The 21,577-nt window shown below is 71.3% G+C and carries 17 protein-coding genes and 1 pseudogene; 5 read left to right on the top strand and 13 right to left on the bottom strand.

Going from position 1 to position 21,577, the window contains the following annotated elements; genetic code table 11:
• Positions 1-57: 57 nt before the first annotated feature.
• From pafA to arc, 7 genes and pseudogenes are all read right to left on the bottom strand, one after another.
• On the bottom strand, positions 58-1,419 hold the full coding sequence (gene pafA / locus AMK13_RS12945; protein ID WP_049652001.1) for a Pup--protein ligase: 1,362 nt from the start codon (positions 1,417-1,419) through the stop codon (positions 58-60).
• Between the two features lie 121 nt (positions 1,420-1,540).
• Positions 1,541-2,296 carry a proteasome subunit alpha gene (prcA, locus tag AMK13_RS12940; protein WP_049652000.1) on the bottom strand — a complete coding sequence of 252 codons (756 nt, stop codon included), beginning with the start codon at positions 2,294-2,296 and terminating at the stop codon, positions 1,541-1,543.
• Positions 2,297-2,490: 194 nt separating this feature from the next.
• On the bottom strand, positions 2,491-3,288 hold the full coding sequence (gene prcB / locus AMK13_RS12935; protein ID WP_369808298.1) for a proteasome subunit beta: 798 nt from the start codon (positions 3,286-3,288) through the stop codon (positions 2,491-2,493).
• A pseudogene (locus AMK13_RS46405) lies at positions 3,285-3,362 on the bottom strand (endonuclease VII domain-containing protein); the annotation flags it as partial. The gene prcB and the pseudogene AMK13_RS46405, both read right to left, overlap by 4 nt.
• Before the next feature lie 132 nt (positions 3,363-3,494).
• Positions 3,495-3,713, bottom strand: a complete 219-nt coding sequence (locus AMK13_RS12930; RefSeq protein WP_049652012.1) for a ubiquitin-like protein Pup — start codon at positions 3,711-3,713, stop codon at positions 3,495-3,497.
• A 174-nt stretch (positions 3,714-3,887) separates the two neighbouring features.
• Positions 3,888-5,399, bottom strand: coding sequence for a depupylase/deamidase Dop (gene dop, locus AMK13_RS12925; protein WP_049651998.1), 1,512 nt, complete (start codon positions 5,397-5,399; stop codon positions 3,888-3,890).
• 228 nt (positions 5,400-5,627) lie between these two features.
• The gene (gene arc / locus AMK13_RS12920) at positions 5,628-7,394 is read right to left on the bottom strand and encodes a proteasome ATPase (RefSeq protein ID WP_049651997.1); all 1,767 of its coding nucleotides are present in this window, start codon (positions 7,392-7,394) and stop codon (positions 5,628-5,630) included.
• 286 nt (positions 7,395-7,680) lie between these two features.
• Here arc and AMK13_RS12915 point away from each other — a divergent pair, with 286 nt between their 5' ends.
• The gene (locus AMK13_RS12915) at positions 7,681-7,983 is read left to right on the top strand and encodes a ferredoxin (RefSeq protein WP_049651996.1); all 303 of its coding nucleotides are present in this window, start codon (positions 7,681-7,683) and stop codon (positions 7,981-7,983) included.
• A gap of 12 nt (positions 7,984-7,995) precedes the next feature.
• Here the strand turns inward: AMK13_RS12915 and AMK13_RS12910 are convergent, their stop codons facing one another.
• The 3 genes from AMK13_RS12910 to AMK13_RS12900 all read right to left on the bottom strand — a co-directional run bounded on the left by AMK13_RS12910 (position 7,996) and on the right by AMK13_RS12900 (position 10,954).
• Complete coding sequence (locus tag AMK13_RS12910; RefSeq protein ID WP_079272089.1) at positions 7,996-8,607, bottom strand: hypothetical protein; 612 nt, start codon at positions 8,605-8,607, stop codon at positions 7,996-7,998.
• A gap of 129 nt (positions 8,608-8,736) precedes the next feature.
• The gene (locus AMK13_RS12905; protein ID WP_074002319.1) at positions 8,737-9,696 is read right to left on the bottom strand and encodes a tRNA (adenine-N1)-methyltransferase; all 960 of its coding nucleotides are present in this window, start codon (positions 9,694-9,696) and stop codon (positions 8,737-8,739) included.
• A gap of 46 nt (positions 9,697-9,742) precedes the next feature.
• On the bottom strand, positions 9,743-10,954 hold the full coding sequence (locus AMK13_RS12900) for a site-2 protease family protein (RefSeq protein ID WP_074002318.1): 1,212 nt from the start codon (positions 10,952-10,954) through the stop codon (positions 9,743-9,745).
• 166 nt (positions 10,955-11,120) lie between these two features.
• Between AMK13_RS12900 and AMK13_RS12895 the strand changes: the two genes are divergently transcribed.
• A complete protein-coding gene (locus tag AMK13_RS12895) occupies positions 11,121-12,020 on the top strand; it encodes a RecB family exonuclease (protein ID WP_049650979.1) in 900 nt (299 codons plus the stop codon).
• Positions 12,021-12,692 (top strand): response regulator, encoded by a 672-nt coding sequence (locus tag AMK13_RS12890; protein ID WP_049650980.1) that lies wholly within the window; start codon positions 12,021-12,023, stop codon positions 12,690-12,692. It begins immediately after the preceding gene.
• 97 nt (positions 12,693-12,789) lie between these two features.
• On the opposite strand, the gene AMK13_RS12885 is transcribed toward AMK13_RS12890, so the two are convergent.
• The 3 genes from AMK13_RS12885 to metH form a co-directional block, all read right to left on the bottom strand.
• A complete protein-coding gene (locus AMK13_RS12885) occupies positions 12,790-14,394 on the bottom strand; it encodes an ABC transporter substrate-binding protein (protein ID WP_158077697.1) in 1,605 nt (534 codons plus the stop codon).
• 221 nt (positions 14,395-14,615) lie between these two features.
• On the bottom strand, positions 14,616-15,320 hold the full coding sequence (locus AMK13_RS12880; RefSeq protein WP_049650982.1) for an HAD family hydrolase: 705 nt from the start codon (positions 15,318-15,320) through the stop codon (positions 14,616-14,618).
• A gap of 139 nt (positions 15,321-15,459) precedes the next feature.
• Positions 15,460-18,972 (bottom strand): methionine synthase, encoded by a 3,513-nt coding sequence (gene metH, locus AMK13_RS12875; protein WP_074002317.1) that lies wholly within the window; start codon positions 18,970-18,972, stop codon positions 15,460-15,462.
• Positions 18,973-19,114: 142 nt separating this feature from the next.
• Here metH and AMK13_RS12870 point away from each other — a divergent pair, with 142 nt between their 5' ends.
• Together AMK13_RS12870 and AMK13_RS12865 are read left to right on the top strand one after the other, a co-directional pair.
• A complete protein-coding gene (locus AMK13_RS12870; RefSeq protein WP_198959341.1) occupies positions 19,115-20,209 on the top strand; it encodes a hypothetical protein in 1,095 nt (364 codons plus the stop codon).
• Between the two features lie 322 nt (positions 20,210-20,531).
• Positions 20,532-21,485, top strand: coding sequence for a PAC2 family protein (locus AMK13_RS12865; RefSeq protein WP_049650984.1), 954 nt, complete (start codon positions 20,532-20,534; stop codon positions 21,483-21,485).
• The last annotated feature ends 92 nt before the right edge of the window (positions 21,486-21,577 follow it).

Raw genomic sequence — 21,577 nt, 5'->3', positions numbered from 1 at the left:
TCCGGCCCCGGTAGACACCACCGGGGCCGGTCGCCGCCTTGATCACACGGCCGGGGGCTACATCCCCGCGATCAGCTTCTCCACCCGCTCGTCCACCGAACGGAACGGGTCCTTGCACAGCACCGTGCGCTGCGCCTGGTCGTTCAGCTTCAGGTGCACCCAGTCGACCGTGAAGTCCCGGCGCTGCTCCTGGGCCCGCCGGATGAAGTCCCCGCGCAGCCGCGCCCGGGTGGTCTGCGGCGGGATCGACTTGGCCTCGAAGGTCTTGAGGTCGGTGGTCACCCGCTGCGCCTGGCCCTTGCCCTGGAGCAGGTAGAACAGGCCGCGGCGGCGGTGGATGTCGTGGTACGCGAGGTCGATCTGCGCCACCCGCGGGTTGGACATGCTCATCTGGTGCTTCTCGCGGTAGCGCTCGATGAGCTTGTACTTCATGATCCAGTCGATCTCCTGGGCGACCCCGTCCAGCCGCTCGCTGCGGACGGCCTCCAGGGTGCGGCCCCACAGGTCGAGGACCCGGGCGACGGTGCCGGTGTTGATGCCCTTGCGGTCCGCGAACTCCAGGGCCTTGGTGTAGTACTCCTCCTGGATGTCCAGCGCGCTGGCCTCCCGGCCGTTGGCGAGCCGCACCTGGTGGGTGCCGGTGAGGTCGTGGCTGACCTCGCGGATCGCCCGGATCGGGTTCTCCAGGGTGAGGTCGCGCATCACCACGCCGGCCTCGATCATCCGCAGCACCAGGTCGGTGGAGCCGACCTTGAGCAGCGTCGTGGTCTCCGACATGTTGGAGTCGCCGACGATCACGTGCAGCCGGCGGTAGCGCTCGGCGTCCGCGTGCGGCTCGTCCCGGGTGTTGATGATCGGGCGCGAGCGGGTGGTGGCGGAGCTGACGCCCTCCCAGATGTGCTCGGCCCGCTGGCTGACGCAGAACACCGCGCCGCGCGGGGTCTGGAGCACCTTGCCCGCCCCGCAGATCAGCTGCCGGGTGACCAGGAACGGGATCAGCACGTCGGCCAGCCGGGAGAACTCCCCGTGCCGGGCCACGCAGTAGTTCTCGTGGCAGCCGTAGGAGTTCCCGGCCGAGTCGGTGTTGTTCTTGAAGAGGTAGACGTCCCCGGCGATGCCCTCCTCGTGCAGCCGGCGCTCGGCGTCCACCAGGAGCCCCTCGAGGATGCGCTCACCGGCCTTGTCGTGCGTCACCAGCTCGACGACGTCGTCGCACTCGGGGGTGGCGTACTCGGGGTGGGAGCCGACGTCGAGGTAGAGGCGGGCGCCGTTGCGCAGGAAGACGTTGCTGCTGCGGCCCCAGGAGACGACCCGGCGGAACAGGTACCGCGCCACCTCGTCCGGGGACAGCCGTCGCTGCCCGCGGAACGTGCAGGTCACGCCGTACTCGTTCTCCAGCCCGAAAATCCGGCGGTCCATGAGCACTCCATTCTCTGTCGGAGCTGTCCGAAACCGCCTCCACGACGACTGGGCCGCCGCAGGGGCACCGGAGTCCCGGACGACGGCGGCGGGGCCGCCGTCCGGGACTCCACAGGCACTGCTACACCGGCGTGCCGTCCGCCGGGTTGTCCTCGTCGTCCGCTTCCGCGGACTGGTCCCCGTCGAGCAGCCGGCCCAGCTGGTTGCCCAGGATCCGCTTGAACTTGCGCTGCTGGAACCGCTGGCGGTCGAGGACCGCCACCTCCAGCTGCTCCGGCGTGAGGCCGCGCGGGCTGCCGCCGTTGGGGTCGCGGGCGAGCGAGTCCACGGCGAGCTTCACCGCCTCGGTGAGGCCGATGCCGGCGCGGTGGCGCTGGCCCAGGTAGTTGCCGATCGAGTCGGCGTTGCCGCCGACCACCACGTAGTTCTTCTCGTCCACGACCGAACCGTCCGGCGTGAGCCGGTAGATCTGGTCGTTGTCGGGGGTGCGGCCGACCTCGGCCACGATCAGCTCGACCTCGTACGGCTTCTCGCCGACCGAGGAGAAGATGGTGCCCAGGGTCTGGGCGTACACGTTGGCCAGGCCTCGGGCCGTGACGTCGGCCCGGTCGTAGGAGTAGCCGCGCAGGTCGGCGTAGCGGACGCCGCCGATGCGCAGGTTCTCGAACTCGTTGTAGCGGCCGACCGCCGCGAAGGCGATCTTGTCGTAGATCTCGGAGACCTTGTGGAGCGCCCTGGAGGTGTTCTCCGCGACGAAGACGATGCCGTCGGCGTAGGTGAGCACGACCACGCTGCGGCCGCGCGCGATGCCCTTGCGGGCGTACTCCGCGCGGTCCGCCATGGCCTGCTGGGGCGAGACGTAGAACGGTGTCGACACCGGCGGTCGTCCCCTTTCTGTGAGGTGATGGCGTGGGGGTGTCTTGTGGAACTTAGCCGGGTCCGCGACGCCAGGGCACGCACCTCGCGGCGTTGTCGTCGGTCGCCAATGCTCCGCAGTGGCTCCCTCCTCCGCCTTGCGATGCACGCACCCTGACGCCGCGGCCTGATCCGACAAGATCCACAAGACACCCCCTAGATCAGCGGGGCCTGCGGGCCGTTGGGCCGGTCCAGGCGCTCGTCGGTGATGGCGACGACGATCTCCGTCACCTCCGCGTCGGTGAGCCGGCGGAAGCCGTCCTCGGTGATCAGCGAGACGATCGGGAAGATCTTCCGGGCGAGGTCCGGGCCGCCGGTGGCGGAGTCGTCGTCCGCCGCGTCGTACAGGGCCTGGACGACCAGGGTGGCGGCCTGGTCGGCCGTCAGGCCGTCGCGGTAGAGCTTCTTCAGCGAGCCGCGGGCGAAGACCGAGCCCGAGCCGGTGGCGGCGAAGCCGCGCTCCTCGGACCGCCCGCCGGTGACGTCGTAGTTGAAGATCCGGCCGCGGCCGAGGTCCAGGTCGTAGCCGGCGAACAGCGGCACCACCGCGAGGCCCTGCATCGCCATGCCCAGGTTGCCCCGGATCATGGTGGTGAGCCGGTTGGCCTTGCCCTCCAGGGAGAGGGTGGCGCCCTCGATCTTCTCGTAGTGCTCCAGCTCCAGCTGGAACAGCCGGACCATCTCGACCGCGAGGCCGGCGGTGCCGGCGATGCCGACCGCGCTGTACTCGTCGGCCGGGAAGACCTTCTCCATGTCCCGCTGGGCGATCACGTTGCCCATCGTCGCCCGGCGGTCACCCGCGATCACGACGCCGCCGTCGAAGATCGCGGCCACCAGCGTGGTCCCGTGCGGGGCCTCAACCACGACGCCCTCGGGGAGCCCCCGGAGCCCGGGGACCATCTCCGGCTTGTGCTCGGCGAGGAAGTCGAGGAACGAGGACGACCCCGGGGTCAGGAAGGCAGCCGGTAGACGCCCGGTGCCACGAGTGTTGGCTTCCACACGATTCCTTCCAGGTAGCTTGAAGCGCGCGCTGCCCGCACCCTACCCGCCCGACGATCACTGTCCACGGGTGGAGGGGCCGGTGCCGGACGGCCGGGCGGTGTTCGCCGCCCGGCCGCCCCGATCGGTCGCGACCGTGAATTCGGAATGCCCGGACCGGGCTATTGCCCGCCCTTCTGGACGAATCCGCGAACGAAATCCTCGGCATTCGACTCGAGGACCTCGTCGATTTCGTCCAGAACCGCGTCGACGTCGTCGCTCAGCTTTTCCTGGCGCTCCTTGAGGTCCTCGGAATTCTGGCTTTCCGCGGCCTGCTCCTCGACCTCCTCGGAGGAGCGGTTCGCCCGCTGCTGGCCGCCGCCGGTGTCCTTGCTCGCCATTTCCCTCACCCCGCTCGATTCGTCTGGCACGGTTGGGTCGTTGCTTGCTGCACCGACCCTATACACAAGGTGCGACTGCCGCTCCCGGTTTGCCGGTGGCGCTTCCTGTCCAACACCCGCTGCCACCCCGGATGATTCCCATTCGGCGGACGTTCACCCATGGTGATCGAAAAGTTACCCGCCGGACAGCACCCGGAGCAGGTCCTCGGCCGTGCGGCAGCGGTCCAGCAGCTCCTTGACGTGGTTGCGGGTCCCGCGCAGCGGTTCCAGGGTGGGCACGCGCTGCAGCGAGTCCCGGCCGGGCAGGTCGAAGATCACCGAGTCCCAGGAGGCCGCCGCGACGTGCTCCGCGTACTGCTCCAGGCAGCGCCCGCGGAAGTACGCCCGGGTGTCGTCCGGCGGCTTGGAGACGGCCCGCTCGACCTCGCCCTCGGTGAGCAGCCGCTCGAACCGCCCGCGGGCCACCAGGCGGTTGTAGAGGCCCTTCTCGGGCCGTACGTCGCTGTACTGGAGGTCGACCAGGTGCAGCCGCGGGTTGTCCCACTCCAGGGCGTCCCGGCTGCGGTAGCCCTCCAGGATCTCCCGCTTGGCGACCCAGTCCAGCTGCCGGGACAGCGACATCGGGTCGCGCTCCAGCCGGCCGAGGACGTCCTCCCAGCGGGTCAGCACGTCCACCGTCTGCTCGTCCGCGTCGGTGCCGAAGCGGTCCTCGACGTACTTGCGGGCCAGCTCGAAGTACTCGAGCTGGAGCTGGACGGCGGTGAGCTTGCGCCCGTTGCGCAGGGTGATCAGGTGCTTGAGCGTCGGGTCGTGGGAGACCCGGTGCAGGGTGCGCACCGGCTGGTCGACGGCGAGGTCGGCGGCGATGAACGAGTCCTCGATCATCGACAGCACCAGCGCGGTGGTGCCCAGCTTGAGGTAGGTGGAGATCTCGGAGAGGTTGGCGTCCCCGATGATCACGTGCAGCCGGCGGTACTTCTCGGCGTCGGCGTGGGGTTCGTCCCGGGTGTTGATGATCGGGCGCTTGAGCGTCGTCTCCAGACCCACCTCGACCTCGAAGTAGTCCGCCCGCTGGCTGAGCTGGAAGCCGTGCGCCGAGCCGTCCTGGCCGATGCCGACCCGGCCGGCGCCGGCGACCACCTGGCGGGAGACGAAGAACGGGGTGAGGTGGCGGACGATGTCGGCGAACGGTGTCGCCCGCTTCATCAGGTAGTTCTCGTGGGTGCCGTAGGAGGCGCCCTTGTTGTCGGTGTTGTTCTTGTACAGGTGGATGGTCTGCCCGTTGGGCAGTTCCAGCGCGCGCTGCGCGGCGGCGGCCATGATCCGCTCGCCGGCCTTGTCCCAGAGCACGGCGTCGCGCGGGTTGGTCACCTCGGGCGAGCTGTACTCGGGGTGCGCGTGGTCCACGTAGAACCGGGCCCCGTTGGTGAGGATGACGTTGGCGAGGCCGATGTCCTCGTCGGTCAGCTGGCTGGCGTCCGCGACCTCGCGGGCCAGGTCGAACCCCCGTGCGTCGCGCAGCGGATTCTCCTCCTCGAAGTCCCAGCGGGCCCGCCGTGCCCGGTGCATCGCCGCCGCGTACGCGTTGACGATCTGGGACGAGGTGAGCATGGCGTTGGCGTTGGGGTGCCCGGGCACGGAGATCCCGTACTCCGTCTCGATGCCCATCACGCGCCGTACGGTCATGCGGCCCTCCTTGCCCGGTGCACCGCCCCCGACGGGCGGAGCACTCTGACGTACCGCCGAACAACACCGGTGCCGGGCCTCTGCCCGCGCACGGTGGGTCGAGCCTAGAACCCGGCGCCGAACGGCGGGCCCGGAGACGCGCCGTCCGGCTGCGGGGCCGCGAGGCGCCACAGCCGGACGGTGTGCGTACAGCTCCGGGGACCGCTGCCGGCCCGGACAACCGCGTGCTTACAGGTACTGCCCCGTGTTGGCGACAGTGTCGATCGAGCGGCCGGACTCGGCGCCCTGCTTGCCGGTGACCAGCGTGCGGATGAAGACGATCCGCTCGCCCTTCTTGCCGGAGATGCGGGCCCAGTCGTCCGGGTTGGTGGTGTTCGGGAGGTCCTCGTTCTCCTTGAACTCGTCGACGCAGGCGGCGAGCAGGTGGGAGACGCGCAGGCCCCGCTGACCGTGGTCGAGGAAGTCCTTGATGGCCATCTTCTTCGCGCGGTCGACGATGTTCTGGATCATCGCGCCGGAGTTGAAGTCCTTGAAGTACAGGACCTCCTTGTCACCGTTGGCGTAGGTGACCTCCAGGAAGCGGTTCTCCTCGGTCTCGGAGTACATCCGCTCCACCACCGACTGGATCATCGCGACCACCGTGGCCTCGACGGAGCCCTCGTGCTCCTTGAGGTCGTCCGGGTGGAACGGCAGCGAGTCCTTGAGGTACTTGGAGAAGATGTCCTTCGCGGCCTCGGCGTCCGGGCGCTCGATCTTGATCTTGACGTCCAGGCGGCCGGGCCGCAGGATCGCCGGGTCGATCATGTCCTCGCGGTTCGAGGCGCCGATGACGATGACGTTCTCCAGGCCCTCCACGCCGTCGATCTCGGCGAGCAGCTGCGGGACGATGGTGTTCTCCACGTCCGAGCTGACGCCGGAACCGCGGGTGCGGAACAGCGACTCCATCTCGTCGAAGAAGACGATGACGGGCGTGCCCTCGCCCGCCTTCTCCCGGGCCCGCTGGAACACCAGGCGGATCTGCCGCTCGGTCTCGCCCACGTACTTGTTGAGCAGCTCGGGGCCCTTGATGTTGAGGAAGTAGCTCTTCCCCTGGGGGCGTCCGGTGACCTCGGCCACCTTCTTCGCCAGCGAGTTGGCGACCGCCTTGGCGATCAGCGTCTTGCCGCAGCCGGGCGGGCCGTAGAGCAGCACGCCCTTGGGCGGGCGCAGCTCGTACTCCTTGAAGAGGTCGGCGTGCAGGTACGGCAGCTCGACCGCGTCGCGGATCAGCTCGATCTGGTTGCTCAGGCCGCCGATCTGGCGGTAGTCGATGTCCGGGACCTCCTCGAGGACCAGCTCCTCGACCTCGGACTTCGGGACGACCTCGAAGACGTAGCCGGAGCGGGGCTCCAGCAGCAGGGCGTCCCCGGACCGGATGGTCAGCCCGCGCAGCGGTTCGGCGAGGCGCACCACCCGCTCCTCGTCGGTGTGCCCCAGCACCAGGGCGCGCTCGCCGTCCTCCAGGAGCTCCTTGAGGGTGACGATCTCGCCGATGTTCTCGAAGGCCATCGCGTCCACGATGTTGAGGGCCTCGTTGAGCATCACTTCCTGGCCGCGCCGCACCTCGTCGAGGGCGACGCTCGGGCTGACGTTCACGCGGAGCTTGCGCCCGCCGGTGAAGATGTCCGCGGTGCCGTCCTCGTTCGCGTCGAGGAAGGTGCCGAAGCCGGCCGGGGGCTGTGCCAGCCGGTCCACTTCCTCCTTGAGGGCCACGATCTGGTCGCGGGCCTCTCGCAGGGTGGAGGCGAGCCGTTCGTTCTGGGCGGTCACGCCCGCCAGGTTGGTCTGGAGCTCGACGATCCGCTCTTCGAGGATCCTCGAATTGCGCGGCGAGTCGGCGAGCTTGCGGCGCAGCACGGCGATTTCCTGCTCAAGGTACGAGACCTGAGCGGCCTCGTCGGAACCACGAGCGGGCCTGCCGGTGCTGCGGTTGTAGTCGTCATCGTGGGCTGCCACGGTCCTCACCTCCTCCGGGGAGCTGGACGCTTCCAGACCCTACCTGGGACCAGGGGTCCGTAAACCCCTAGATCAAGAAAGATGGAACGGGCGTGTCCGATCTTCGCCCCAGCGTGCTTCCCCTCTGCTAAGGGGGATACCCACCGCGCACCGCCCAAAGCGGGCCAGATGTATCGTCGAGCGAAGTGATATCCGATCGCGACCACAAGTCGAGGTCCGATCGTTGTACGAATGGCGGGATTGCTCCAGGAATAGGGGCGACCCGGGACAGAAACGGCAGGGGACCATGTCGGTGACCGAGCAGACGGCGGCGGCCGAGGCGCTGGAGGTGTGGATCGACCAGGATCTGTGCACCGGTGACGGCATCTGCGTGCAGTACGCGCCCGAGGTCTTCGAGCTCGACATCGACGGGCTGGCCTACGTGAAGGGGCCGGACGACGAGCTGCGCCAGCAGCCCGGGGAGAGCGCCCCGGTGCCGCTGACGATCCTTCAGGACGTGGTGGACTCGGCGAAGGAGTGCCCCGGCGACTGCATCCACGTGCGCCGGGTCGCCGACCGGGTCGAGGTGTACGGTCCGGACGCGGAGTAGGACGGGCCGGGCTCAGGCCTGGTGGAGCGGGGCGGCGGTCTGGGAGCGTTCCCAGCCGCCGCTCCGCTGCGTCCAGGTGAGGTCGAGCGAGATGTCGGGCCGGAACCGCGGCACGTCCTCGCTCGAATACCCCTGCGCGTGGCCGGTGATGGCGCCGTCCGAACGCACCGCGATCCGGCTCACGGTGAGGTTCTCGCGCTCGGGGAGCAGGGTGGCCACCACCTCGGGGCGCTCGCCCGGGCCGAAGCCGAGCAGGTAGACGGCGTCCGGCGGGGTGCCGGTCTCGGTGGCGCAGTGCGCGGCGACCACCGTGCCGGGGCGTCCGTCGCCGAGCCGGGCCGGCACGCTGAGCGCCGTCTTGACCGGGAACGGGCCGCAGTCCAGCGGGAGTTGGGCCCGGGCCGGGTCGGGGGCGGCGCTCGCGACGAGGGCCTGGGGGGTGCCGTGCGCGGGCACCGGGGTGCCGGTCGCCGGGGAGGCCGCGAGCGCGGCCGCCACCACCGCGCCGCAGCCGGCCAGGGCGACGGCCCAGTGCCAGGGGACGGTGCGCGCGTGCCCGGGCCCGGAACGGCCCCGCGGTGTCTGCTGTCCAACCGTCGCCGTCGTCCCGACCGCGGTCTCCACCAGGCGTCCCCTCCAGCGCTCCAAGAGCCAAGGCGTGAGCCAGCATCGTCCCACACCGTGATCGGCGGAATGCGAAAGGGGTGGTACGAGCGGTGTGCTCGTACCACCCCTTGTCGGTGGGTTCGGGGCTCAGCCCAGGTCGGGCTGGTCCGCCTCCGTGGCCTGGGCGGCCTTGCGGGCGGCGGCGCGCTCCTGGAGGGTGGGCTCGGGCGTCCCGTTGTCGTAGTCCTCGCCGTACGCGCCCTTGGCCGGACGGCGGCGGCGCAGCGGCGGCTCGACGCCGTCCGCCAGGCGGCGGGCGGTGAGCAGGAAGCCGGTGTGGCCGATCATCCGGTGGTCCGGGCGGACCGCCAGGCCCTCCAGGTGCCAGGTGCGGACCATGGTCTCCCAGGCCTGCGGCTCGGTGAAGGTGCCGTGGTCGCGCAGCGCCTCGACGGTCTTCGACATCTGCGTGGTGGTGGCCACGTAGCAGCAGATGAGGCCGCCGGGGACGAGCGCCTCGGAGGCGACGTCCAGGCACTCCCAGGGCGCCAGCATGTCGAGGATGACGCGGTCGACGTCGGTCTCGACCAGGTTGTCCTGGAGGTCGCCGACGGTGAGCTTCCACGCCGGGTGCGGGCCGCCGAAGTAGCGCTCGACGTTGCCCTGGGCGATGTCGGCGAAGTCCTGCCGGCGCTCGTAGGAGGCCAGCATGCCGGTGTCGCCGACGGCGCGCAGCAGGTAGGTGGAGAGCGCGCCGGAGCCGACGCCGGCCTCGACGACGCGGGCGCCGGCGAAGATGTCGGCCATCGCCAGGATCTGCCCCGCGTCCTTGGGGTAGATCACGGCGGCGCCGCGCGGCATGGACAGGACGTAGTCGGGGAGCAGGGGGCGCAGCGCGAGGTACGGGACGTTCCCCGTGGTGCGCACGACCGTGCCTTCGGGGGCGCCGATCAGCTCGTCGTGCGGGAACGCACCCTTGTGGGTGTGGAACTGGTTCCCGGCCTGGAGCGTGAACGTGTAGTGGCGACCCTTGGGGTCGGTCAGCTGGACCTGGTCCCCGACCTGGAAGGGCCCGCGTCGGCGGGCGGCACCGGTCGGTTCGGACATGCGGACAATCCTAAGGGAAGCGGAGCCTTCCGCCTTACCACCATGATCAGCGGCCGGAGACGGCGGCGGTCAGCCGCTGCTCGATGTCGCTGAGCGCGGCCACGCCGTACACCCGGCCGTCCGGCTCGACCACCAGGTACTCCCCCGCCGGGGTGGCCTGGACGGCCCGCAGCAGGTCCTCGCCGCCGAGGTCGGCGTCCAGCCGCAGCCCGGGTTCGAGGTCGCGGGCGAGCGGGCCGACGGCCACCCAGGGGCGGCGGTGCTCGGGCACCGAGCGGACGGCGGACTCCCGGACGAGGGCGATCGGCTCGCCCCGGCCGTCCACCACGATCACCGCGCCAGCCCCGGCCTCGCGGGCGCGGCGCAGCGCCTCGCCGAGCGGGGTGTCGGCGGTGACCTCGACGGCCCGCCGGGCCAGCTCGCGCAGCCGCAGGGAGGGCAGCACCTCCTTGAGCCGGGCGTTGCGCAGGCTGCCGGTGGCGCCGTTCCAGATGATCGCGGCGAGCACCGCGGCCAGCACCGCGTCCACCAGGGTGTCGGTGGTGGTGCGCTCGACCCCGCGGGCGGCGCTCAGCAGCGGCAGGCCGATCAGCACGGCGACGGCCAGCCCGCGGCCGACCCAGGCGGCGGCCACCGTGCCGGTCATCGGCCGGCCGGTGATCGCCCAGACGACCGCGCGCAGCATCCGGCCGCCGTCCAGCGGCAGGCCGGGCAGCAGGTTGAAGGCGGCGACCACCAGGTTGGAGACCATCAGGCCGGTGAGCAGCACCCCGGGCACGGTGGACAGCTCCACCGCCCGCACCCCGAGGTAGAACACGCCGCCGAGCAGCAGTGAGAGCAGCGGGCCGACGAAGGCCAGCCAGAACTCCCGCCAGGGGCTCTCCGCCTCGTTCTCGATCTCGGAGACCCCGCCGAAGAACTGGAGCTGGATCCGCCGCACCCCGAGCTTGTACCGCAGTGCGACCAGGGTGTGGGCGAGCTCGTGCACCAGGACGGAGGCGTAGAAGGCGACCGCGAAGAAGAACGCGACCAGGTAGCGGGCGCCGCCGAGGTCGGGCAGCACGTCGCCCAGCTGCCCGCCGAACACCCAGGTGATCAGCGCGGCGATGACGAACCAGGAGGGGGTGACGTAGATGGGCACGCCGAAGGGCCGGCCCATCAGGATTCCGCCGCGGCGCTCGGGCGGCGGCGCGGCCGGGCGCCCGTCGCCCGCCTGCGGTGGCCGTTCGGAGGGCTGCTGCCCCCTGCTGTCGCTCACCGTGATCCCTTCGGTCGTCTCCCCCGTCGTGCCCGGTGCGCCCACGCTACGTGATCGCGGCCCCCCGGCGCTGCGCGGCCCTCCTTCTGCCTTCATACCCACTCACCGGCGGCTGTGGCAGCACCGTGGCAGCGGGATGACAGCAAAGGGCAATAGGGTCGTAGCCATGCAGCACACCCAGACCAGCAGTGCCGCCGGGCGCCCGGCGGCACCCCCGACCGGGCTCTCCCCGTCCCGAGCGGGGGACTTCCTCACCTGTCCCCTGCTGTACCGGCTGCGGGTGATCGACCGGCTGCCCGAGCCGCCGAGCTCGGCGGCGACCCGGGGCACGCTGGTGCACGCGGTGCTGGAGCGGCTGTTCGACAGCCCGGCGGCCGAGCGGACCCCGGACCGGGCGCTGGGCCTGCTGCGCCCGCAGTGGGAGCGGCTGCTGGGCGAGCGCCCGGAGCTGGGCTCGCTGTTCCCGGACGACCCGGACGGTGCGGCGCTCACCCGCTGGCTGGCGGACGCCGAGAAGCTGGTCGGCCAGTGGTTCCGGCTGGAGGACCCGACCCGGCTGCACCCGGTGGAGCGGGAGCTCTACGTGGAGACGGCCCTGGACTCGGGGCTGCTGCTGCGCGGCTACATCGACCGGGTGGACGTCGCCCCGACCGGCGAGGTCCGGCTGGTGGACTACAAGACCGGCCGGGCGCCCTCGCGGGACTTCGAGGGCAAGGCGATGTTCCAGATGAAGTTCTACGCCCTGGTGGTGTGGCGCTGGAAGGGCGTGCTCCCCAAGCGCCTCCAGCTGGTCTACCTCGGCGGGGGCGGGGACGTGGTCAGCTACGACCCGGACGAGGCGGACCTGCTCGCGGTGGAGCGCAAGCTCCGGGCGCTGTGGGAGCGGATCGGCCACGCGGTGGCCACCGGGGACTTCCCGGCGACCCGCAACCGCCTCTGCGACTGGTGCGACCACCAGGCCAGCTGCCCGGAGTTCGGCGGCACCCCGCCGCCGTACCCGCTGCCGCTGGCCCGTACGTCGGATGAAAGCGATCCCACGGGGGATCCGATGAGCAAGGAGTCCTAGGTGACGATCCGAGTGCTGCTGGTCGACGACCAGCCGCTGCTGCGCACCGGTTTCCGGATGATTCTGGAGGCCGAGTCCGACCTGGTGGTGGTCGGCGAGGCCGGCGACGGCCAGCAGGCGCTGGACCAGGTGCGGGCGCTGCAGCCCGACGTGGTGCTGATGGACATCCGGATGCCCAGGATGGACGGCGTCGAGGCGACCCGCCGGATCGCCGGCCCGGGGCGCGACGGCCCGGCCAAGGTGCTGGTGCTGACCACCTTCGACCTGGACGAGTACGTGGTGGAGGCGCTGCGCGCGGGCGCCAGCGGCTTCCTGCTGAAGGACGTCCCGGCCGAGGAGCTGGTGCAGGCGATCCGGGTGGTCGCGGACGGCGCGGCGATGCTGGCGCCGAGCATCACCCGCCGGCTGCTGGACATGTACGCCACCAAGCTGCCCTCGGGCGACGAGGCGCCGCCGCAGGCGCTGGGCGCGCTGACCGAGCGCGAGCTGGAGGTGCTGAAGCTGGTGGCGCGCGGGCTGTCGAACGCGGAGATCGCGGCCGAGCTGTTCGTCAGCGAGACCACCGTGAAGACCCACGTGGGCCATGTGCTGACCAAGCTCCAGCTGCGCGACCGGGTGCAGGCGGCGGTGTACGCCTACGAGAGCGGGCTGGTGCGCCCGGGCGCCCTGTAGCGGGCCGCCAGCGGCCCCAGGGCGGCAGAAACGTCACGGCGGCCCGCCTGCTCCCCCGTACCGACGGGGAAGCGGGCGGGCCGCCGTCCTGCGGGCGCTACTTGTTGGTCCGGCTGATCTCCCAGAAGCGGAAGTAGCCGGTGGTGTCGACGGTGGACTCGACGCCGGTGACGTACGAGCGGGCCGCGAAGAAGGACTTGTTCTGGTACAGCGGGATCAGCGGCACGTTCTCGGCCTCGATCTGCTGTATCTGCGCGTAGGTGCCGGCCGCGGCGCTGCGGTCGGTCTGCTTGAGGCCCTCCGGCACCAGCCGGCCGCTGATCCGCGGGTCGTCCCAACCGTGGTGGTACGCACCGCCGTTGATCAGCAGCGGGGCGAGGTAGTTGTCCGGGTCCGGGTAGTCGGCGAACCAACCGATGATGTACGCCTGGTACTTGCTCTCGGCCCAGCCCTTGCGGTACGAGTCCCAGTCCGGCTCCTGGGCGAGCGTCACCTGGAACAGGCCGCCGGTCTCCAGCTGCTTCTTCAGCGTCTCGGCCTCGTTGCTGCCGGCCCGCGAACGGGACCAGGTCAGCGTGAACTTGACCGGGGTCTGGACCTTGGCGTCGGCCAGGATCTTCTTGGCCTTGTTCACGTCCTGGTCGCCGTAGCGGTCGAAGAAGGCCGTGGTGTGGCCGGGCAGGCCGGCCGGGACCATGGAGTAGAGCGCCTGGACGGTGCGGGCGAAGACGTCGCGGGCCAGCGCCTTGCGGTCCATCATCTGGGCGACGGCCTGGCGGACCGCGACGTTGCTCATCAGCGGGTCCTTGGTGTTGAGGACCAGCGAACGGGTGTCGTTGCTGTCGCCCTCGGTCACCTGGAGATCGGCCTTGCCGCCCTGCTGGTCGGAGCGGACCTGGGCGGCGGTGTTCGGCTCCAGGCTGTTGTCGGTGAGGTCGATCTCGCTCTTGTCCAGCGCGGTCTTCAGGTCCTCGGCCTTGTCGAAGTACCGCACGGTGAACTTGCTGTTCCGGAGCTTGGCCTCGCCGCCGTACTTGTCGTTGGCCGACAGCACGACCTTGCCCAGCTGCTTGCCGCCGTTCAGGTTCTCGACCGAGTCGATGCGGTACGGGCCGGAGCCGATCAGCTTGTCGTTGGGGACGACCTTGTCGGCGGGGTAGACCTGGTGGTCCACGATGGCGCCGGCCGGGCTCGCCAGCTTGGCCGGCAGGGTGGCGTCGGGCGCGGAGAGGTGGAAGAGCACCTCGTTGTCGCCCTTGGCCTCGACGGACTTGATCGAGTCCAGCAGTTCGACCGGGCCGTTCTGGTCGTTGATCTTCTTGGTGCGCTCGATCGAGAAGACCACGTCCTGGGCCGTCATCGGGTGCCCGTTGGAGAACTTCAGACCGGGCTTCAGGGTGCAGTGGTACTCGGTGGCCTCGGCGCTGGTGAACTCGCAGGACTGCGCGGCGTCCGGGGAGGGCGCGCTGGCGGCGGCCTGGAAGGTGAGCAGCGACTGGAAGGTGTTGCGCAGCAGCAGCCAGGAGCCGGAGTCGTAGGCGGCGGCCGGGTCCAGGACACCGGTCAGCTGGCTGGTGCCCATGGTGATGGACTTGCCGCTGTCCCCCTTGACCACGTCGGTCACCGATCCGCAGCCCGCCACCGACACGGCGACCAGGCCGGCGCAACCGAGTACTGCCAGGCGTTCAGCTGAAGTCTTCACGAGGCGCGTCCTTCTGGGTGGCACGAACTGGAGTAGCGTGCCATATCGAACACGCACGACCGGTACCCGTGCAGATGACGTTTGGGACACGGTCGTTGAGGGCATCACCACGCGCCCGACGAGTTGTCAGCCAATGACCGTTTTCTCCCCCGGCAGCGCCGGTCCGGGGGCTCGCCGGGCCTCGTACCGGCGAGTAGAGCCGTCTCGCAATGAGACGACAATCACACCCGCGAGGCGACCAGGGAGCGCAGCAGGTCGAGGTCGACCTGCTCCAGCGAGGACACCACCAGCCGCCCCGGAGCCGGCTCGACCGGCGCCACCGAGGGCACCGCGATCACCGGGCAGCCGGCCGCCTCGCCCGCCCGCACCCCGGTCGGGGTGTCCTCGACCACCACGCAGCGGGCCGGCTCCGCGCCCAGCCGCCGGGCCGCCTCCAGGTACGGGTCCGGGAACGGCTTGGTGCGCGGCACCTCGTCCCCGCCGATGCTGAAGGCGAAGTGGTGGGCGCCCAGCGAGCGCAGCACGATGTCGATCACGTGCCGGTGCGAGGCGGACACCAGGGCGGCCGGGATGCCGTGCGCGGCAAGGGTGTTGAGCAGCCGCTCGGCGCCCGGCATGAGCGGCACGCCGCCCGCCAGCAGGTCGACGAAGCGCTGGTTGACCAGCACGCCGAGGTCCGCCGGCGCGATGTCCGCCCCGGTCCGGGCGACCAGGTACTCCATCACCCTGGCCATCGGACCGCCGACCACGTGGGCGCGGTCCGCCTCGTCCAGCTCGTGGCCCAGCTCGGCGAAGAGCGAGGCCTCGGCCTGCCACCAGAAGTCCTCGGTGTCCACCAGCGTCCCGTCCATGTCCAGCAGCACCGCCTGGAGCCCGCGGTCGTCCCCGTGGTCGAGGATGCGCGTGGCAGTGGGGCTGGTGGTCATGGCGGGGGTCCTTCCGGCAGGCCCGGGCGGCCCCGGGGAAGGCACGGGCCGGCCCGCAGGTGAGCGGACCGGCCCGTTCAGGATCATCAAGGATACGCCCGCTTCGTCCGGAAAGAGCGAATGCGGCGGGAACCGGGGGTTACCGGGCGTTGAAGTACTTCGCCTCCGGGTGGTGGATCACGATCGCGTCGGTGGACTGCTCCGGGTGGAGCTGGAACTCCTCGGAGAGCACCACGCCGATCCGCTCCGGCTTCAGCAGCTCGGCGATCTTGGCCCGGTCCTCCAGCTCGGGGCAGGCCCCGTAGCCGAGCGAGAAGCGGGCGCCGCGGTACTTGAGCGCGAACATGTCCTTGACGTCCTGCGGGTCCTCGCCGGAGAAGCCCAGCTCGTAGCGGACCCGCGCGTGCCAGAACTCGGCCAGCGCCTCGGCCAGCTGCACCGAGAGGCCGTGCAGCTCCAGGTAGTCCCGGTAGGAGTTCTCGGCGAACAGCTCGTTGGCCGCCTCGGAGATCCGGTTGCCCATGGTGACCACCTGGAGGCCCACCACGTCCCGCACCCCGGACTCCTCCGGGCGGAAGAAGTCGGCCAGGCAGAGCCGGCGCCCGCGCCGCTGGCGCGGGAAGGTGAAGCGGGTCCGCTCGGTGCCGTCCTCGTGGAAGACGATCAGGTCGTCGCCCTTGGAGTTGGCCGGGTAGTAGCCGTAGACCACGGCGGCCTCCAGCCAGCCCTCGGTCTGCAGGCGGTCCAGCCAGGCCCGCAGCCGCGGCCGGCCCTCGGTCTCCACCAGCTCCTCGTAGGACGGCCCGTCGCCCACCCGGGAGGCCTTCAGGCCCCACTGGCCCTTGAACAGCGCGTCCTCGTCCAGCCAGGAGGCGTAGTCCGCGAACGGGATGCCCTTGACGATCCGGTCGCCCCAGAACGGCGGGACGGGCACGGCGTTGTCGACGGCGACGTCGGAGCGGATCTGGCCGAGGTTGACCTCGGGCTCCGGCTCCTCCACCTCGACCCGGGCGTGCCGGCGCTGCTTGAGCTCTGGCAGGGCCGCGCCGGGGACGCCGCGCTTGACCGCGATCAGCGCGTCCATCAGCCGCAGGCCCTCGAAGGCGTCCCGGGCGTAGCGGACCTCGCCCTCGTAGATCTCGTGCAGGTCCTGCTCGACGTAGGCCCGGGTGAGCGCGGCGCCGCCGAGGATCACCGGGAAGCTCGCGGCCAGCTTGCGCTGGTTCAGCTCCTCCAGGTTCTCCTTCATGATCACGGTGGACTTCACCAGCAGGCCGGACATCCCGATGACGTCCGCGTTGTGCTCCTGCGCGGCGTCCAGGATCGCCGAGACCGGCTGCTTGATGCCCAGGTTGACCACGTTGTAGCCGTTGTTGGACAGGATGATGTCGACCAGGTTCTTGCCGATGTCGTGGACGTCGCCCTTGACGGTGGCCAGCACGATGGTGCCCTTGCCCTCGCTGTCGGACTTCTCCATGTGCGGCTCCAGGTGGGCCACCGCGGTCTTCATCACCTCGGCGGACTGGAGCACGAACGGCAGCTGCATCTGGCCGGAGCCGAAGAGCTCGCCGACCACCTTCATGCCGGACAGCAGGGTGTCGTTGATGATCTCCAGCGCGGGCCGACCGGCCAGCGCCTCGTCCAGGTCGGCCTCCAGGCCCTTGCGCTCGCCGTCGATGATCCGGCGCTGGAGGCGCTCGTCCAGCGGCAGCGCGGCCAGCTCCTCCGCCTTGGACGCCTTGACCGAGGCCGAGGAGACGCCGTCGAACAGCTCCAGCAGGTGCTGCAGCGGGTCGTAGCCGTCCCGGCGGCGGTCGTAGACCAGGTCGAGGGCGGCCTCGCGCTGGTCCTCGGGGATCCGGGAGATCGGCAGGATCTTGGAGGCGTGCACGATCGCCGAGTCCAGGCCGGCCTCCACGCACTCGTGCAGGAAGACCGAGTTCAGCACCACCCGGGCGGCCGGGTTGAGGCCGAAGGAGATGTTGGACAGGCCCAGCGTGGTCTGCACGGCCGGGCGGCGGCGCTTGAGCTCGCGGATCGCCTCGATGGTCTCGATGCCGTCCCGGCGGGACTCCTCCTGGCCGGTGGCCAGGGTGAAGGTCAGGCAGTCGACCAGGATCGAGCCCTCGTCGACGCCGTAGTCGGCGGTGAGCTCGGCGATCAGCCGCTCGGCGATCTCGACCTTCTTGTCCGCGGTGCGGGCCTGGCCCTCCTCGTCGATGGTCAGCGCGATCAGGCCGGCACCGTGCTCGCGGGCCAGCGAGGCGATCCGGCCGAAGCGCGAGTCCGGGGCGTTGCCGTCCTCGTAGTTGACCGAGTTGAGCACCGCGCGGCCGCCGAGCGCCTCCAGGCCGGCCCGCAGCACCTGCGGCTCGGTGGAGTCCAGCACGATCGGCAGGGTGGAGGCGGTGGCCAGCCGGCCGGCGATCTCCTTCATGTCGGCGACGCCGTCGCGGCCGACGTAGTCCACGCAGAGGTCCAGCAGGTGGGAGCCGTCCCGGATCTGGTCGCGGGCGATCTCCACGCAGGCCTGCCAGTCGCCGGCCAGCATCGACTCGCGGAACTTCTTCGAGCCGTTGGCGTTGGTGCGCTCGCCGATCGCCAGGTACGAGGTGTCCTGGCGGAACGGCACGGCCTGGTACAGCGAGGCCGCCGAGGGCTCGGGGCGGGGGTCGCGCGGGGCGATCGGGCGGCCCTGGACCCGCTCGACCACCTGGCGCAGGTGCTCGGGGGTGGTGCCGCAGCAGCCGCCGACCAGCGAGAGGCCGTACTCGCGGGTGAACACGTCGTGGGCGTCGGCCAGTTCGGCCGGGGAGAGCGGGTAGTGGGCGCCGTCCTTGCCGAGCACCGGCAGGCCCGCGTTCGGCATGCAGGACAGGCCGATCCGGGCGTTCTTGGCCAGGTAGCGCAGGTGCTCGCTCATCTCGGCCGGGCCGGTGGCGCAGTTGAGGCCGATGTAGTCGACGCCCAGCGGCTCCAGCGCGGTGAGCGCGGCGCCGATCTCCGAGCCGAGCAGCATGGTGCCGGTGGTCTCCACCGTCACCTGCACCAGCACCGGCAGGTCCAGGCCGGCCTCGGCCAGGGCCCGCTTGGAGCCCAGGATGGCGGCCTTGGTCTGCAGCAGGTCCTGGCTGGTCTCGACCAGCAGCGCGTCGGCGCCGCCGGCGATCAGGCCGGCCGCGTTCTGCTGGAACCCGTCGCGCAGCGTCTCGTACGGGGCGTGGCCGAGCGTCGGCAGCTTGGTGCCGGGGCCGATCGAACCGAGCACCCAGCGGGTGCGGCCGTCGGCGGCGGCGTGGGCGTCGGCCGCCTCGCGGGCGATCCGGGCGCCGGACTCGGACAGCTCGAAGATCCGCTCGGCGATCTCGTACTCGCCGAGGGCGCTGAAGTTGGCGCCGAAGGTGTTGGTCTCCACGCAGTCCACGCCCACCGCGAAGTAGGCCTCGTGGACGGACCGGACGATGTCCGGGCGGGTGGTGTTGAGGACCTCGTTGCAGCCTTCGAGGTTCTGGAAGTCCTCCAGCGTCGGGTCCTGCGCCTGGAGCATGGTGCCCATGGCACCGTCGGCGACCACCACCCGGGTGGCGAGCGCTTCACGCAGCGCGTTCGCACGGTTCTGCTGAGTGATGGACGGGGTGGCTGCTGTGGCCATGGGCTTCTCCCTGGTGCGACGGCTGTCGGCTTTGCGGACCCGCTTGCTCGGGCCCGCACGTGGCCAGGGTATCCGGCCCACGGGTCGGCCCGCCGTTCCATTCCGTATCCTGAGCGTTCGACCGCAAGGGGGGAGCAAGCGCGTGGCCCGATTCGGGACCTCCGCGCAGCGAGCCGGTCGGGCCCTGACGGCCCCGTTCCGCGTGCTGCGCGACCGCTGGCGGGCGTGGTCGTGGTGGCGCCGGTCACTGCTGGCCCTGGTGCTGGTGGCGGCCGTGCCGGCCACCGCGCTGGGCTCGGTGTTCGTGCTGTTCCGGCTGCACTACACCGGCGAGCCCGCCGCCGACGCCCGTACCCGGGGCCGGGACGCGCTCTGGCTCGGCCACGCCTGGGTGGACGGCCGCAGGACCGAGGCCGACGTGGCCGCGCTCGGCCGGCTACTGGCCGGCACCGGCATCCGGGACCTCTACGTGCACACCGGCCCGCTGGAGCACGACGGCTCGCTGCCGCCCGCCGTCCACCCCCGGGGCCGCTGGTTCACCGACACCGTGCACCGGGAGCTGCCCGGCGTACGGCTGCAGGGCTGGCTGGGCGACGAGGTCAAGCCGGAGAAGGACGCCCTGGACCTGGAGGACGGCCCGACCCGGGACCGGGTCACCGCCTCCGCCCGCCAGGTGCTGGACCTCGGCTTCGACGGGGTGCACTTCGACATGGAGCCGATCCGCCCGGGTTCGGCGGGCTGGCTGGCCCTGCTCGACCAGGTCCGCCCGGTCACCGCGGGGCGCGGCGCCAAACTGTCGGTGGCGGCCCCGCAGATCGACCCGGTCCCCGGCCTGCACACGGCCGGCATCCTGCTCACCGACCACGGCAAGTGGTGGGACCAGGCGTACTTCACCGAGACCGCCCGCCGGGTCGACCAGATCGCGGTGATGAGCTACGACACCTCGATGCCCACCGAGCCGCTGTACGGCGGCTACGTCGCCCGGCAGACCGAACTCGCCCTGCGGGCCACCCCGGCCGACGTGGACCTGCTGATGGGCCTGCCGTTCTTCTGGGACGACAAGTGGGGGCACTGGGGCGACGCCGAGACCGTCCGGGCCGCCGTCCGGGGCGTCCGGCTGGGCCTGGGCCGGGAGGACCGACGGCGGGCCGGCTTCGGCGTCGCGCTGTACGTGGACTTCGCCGCGCTGCCCGAGCACTGGACGGCGTACCGCGACGGCTGGGTGGACCCGGAGTAGCGCGCCCGGCGGGCCCGCGCGCCGGGCGGCGGCGGGCACAGCGCGTCGCCGGTCGAACACGCTCCGCCCCTGGTGAACGCCTGACGGACCGTCAGCTCCGGCGCCGCCGATATCCGGTGGATCCCGGCGGTCCGCTCCCCCAGACTGTCCCGGTGCCCGGCCGCGGTGCGCATCAAAGCCCGTAGGCTGGGCAGGTAGGGACCATGGAGCGAGGCGTTCCATGGGAGACGAGAGGTTCGACAGTCGGCAGCCGGCCCGTCGGCGCCCCGGCAGGCCAGCCGGGGCGGCGCAGGTCCGACCGCCGACCGGAGGGAGACGCTGGGTGATCGAGCTGGAAGATGTTCCCGAGTTGATCGACCCGGTGATGGTCTGCGCCTTCGAGGGCTGGAACGACGCGGGCGACGCCGCCTCCGCGGCTCTGGCACACCTCGACGAGACCTGGAACGGCAAGGTGTTCGCCGCGCTGGACGCGGAGGACTACTACGACTTCCAGGTCAACCGGCCCACGGTCTGGCTGGACGGCGGCATCCGCCGGATCACCTGGCCGACCACCCGGCTCTCGGTGATCCGGGTGACGGAGCCGACGACCAGGGACGTCGTGCTGGTCCGCGGCATCGAGCCGAGCATGCGCTGGCGCTCGTTCTGCAACGAGCTGCTGGGCTTCGCCCACGAGCTGGGCGTCGAACTGGTGGTGATCCTGGGCGCCCTGCTCGGGGACACCCCGCACAGCCGCCCGGTGCCCGTCAGCGGGGTCACCTCCGACCCGGACCTGGCCCGCCGGCTGGACCTGGAGGAGAGCCGCTACGAGGGCCCCACCGGCATCGTCGGGGTGCTCCAGGAGGCCTGCACCCACGCCGGGGTGCCGGCCGTGACGCTGTGGGCCGCGGTGCCGCACTACGTCTCGCAGCCGCCGAACCCGAAGGCCACCCTGGCCCTGGTCAACAAGCTCGAGGACCTGCTGGACCTGCGCATCCCGCCGGGCGAGCTCGCCGAGGACGCCCGGGCCTGGCAGCTCGGCGTGGACCAGCTGGCCGCCGAGGACAGCGAGGTGGCCGAGTACGTCCAGCAGCTGGAGGAGGCGCAGGACACCGCGGAGCTGCCGGAGGCCTCCGGCGACGCCATCGCCCGCGAGTTCGAGCGCTACCTGCGCCGCCGGGAGAACGTCGGGCCGACCGGCGAGAAGCCGGTGGCCGGGCACGCCACGGCGGAGCGGCCGGCCGATCCGGAGGCGCCGGGCGGCGCCCGGGAGAGCCAGGACGGCGCCGAGGACGAGTAGCCCGTACCGCACACGCCGAAGGGGCGTCGGGACCGTGTGGTCCTGACGCCCCTTCGGCGTGTGGTGCGGTGGCCCCGGCGCCGGGGCTACCG

Origin of the sequence: Streptomyces sp. CB02056 (assembly GCF_001905545.1) — a bacterium.
Lineage (GTDB): Bacteria > Actinomycetota > Actinomycetes > Streptomycetales > Streptomycetaceae > Kitasatospora.
This window is presented reverse-complemented; position numbering and strand designations above follow the sequence as displayed.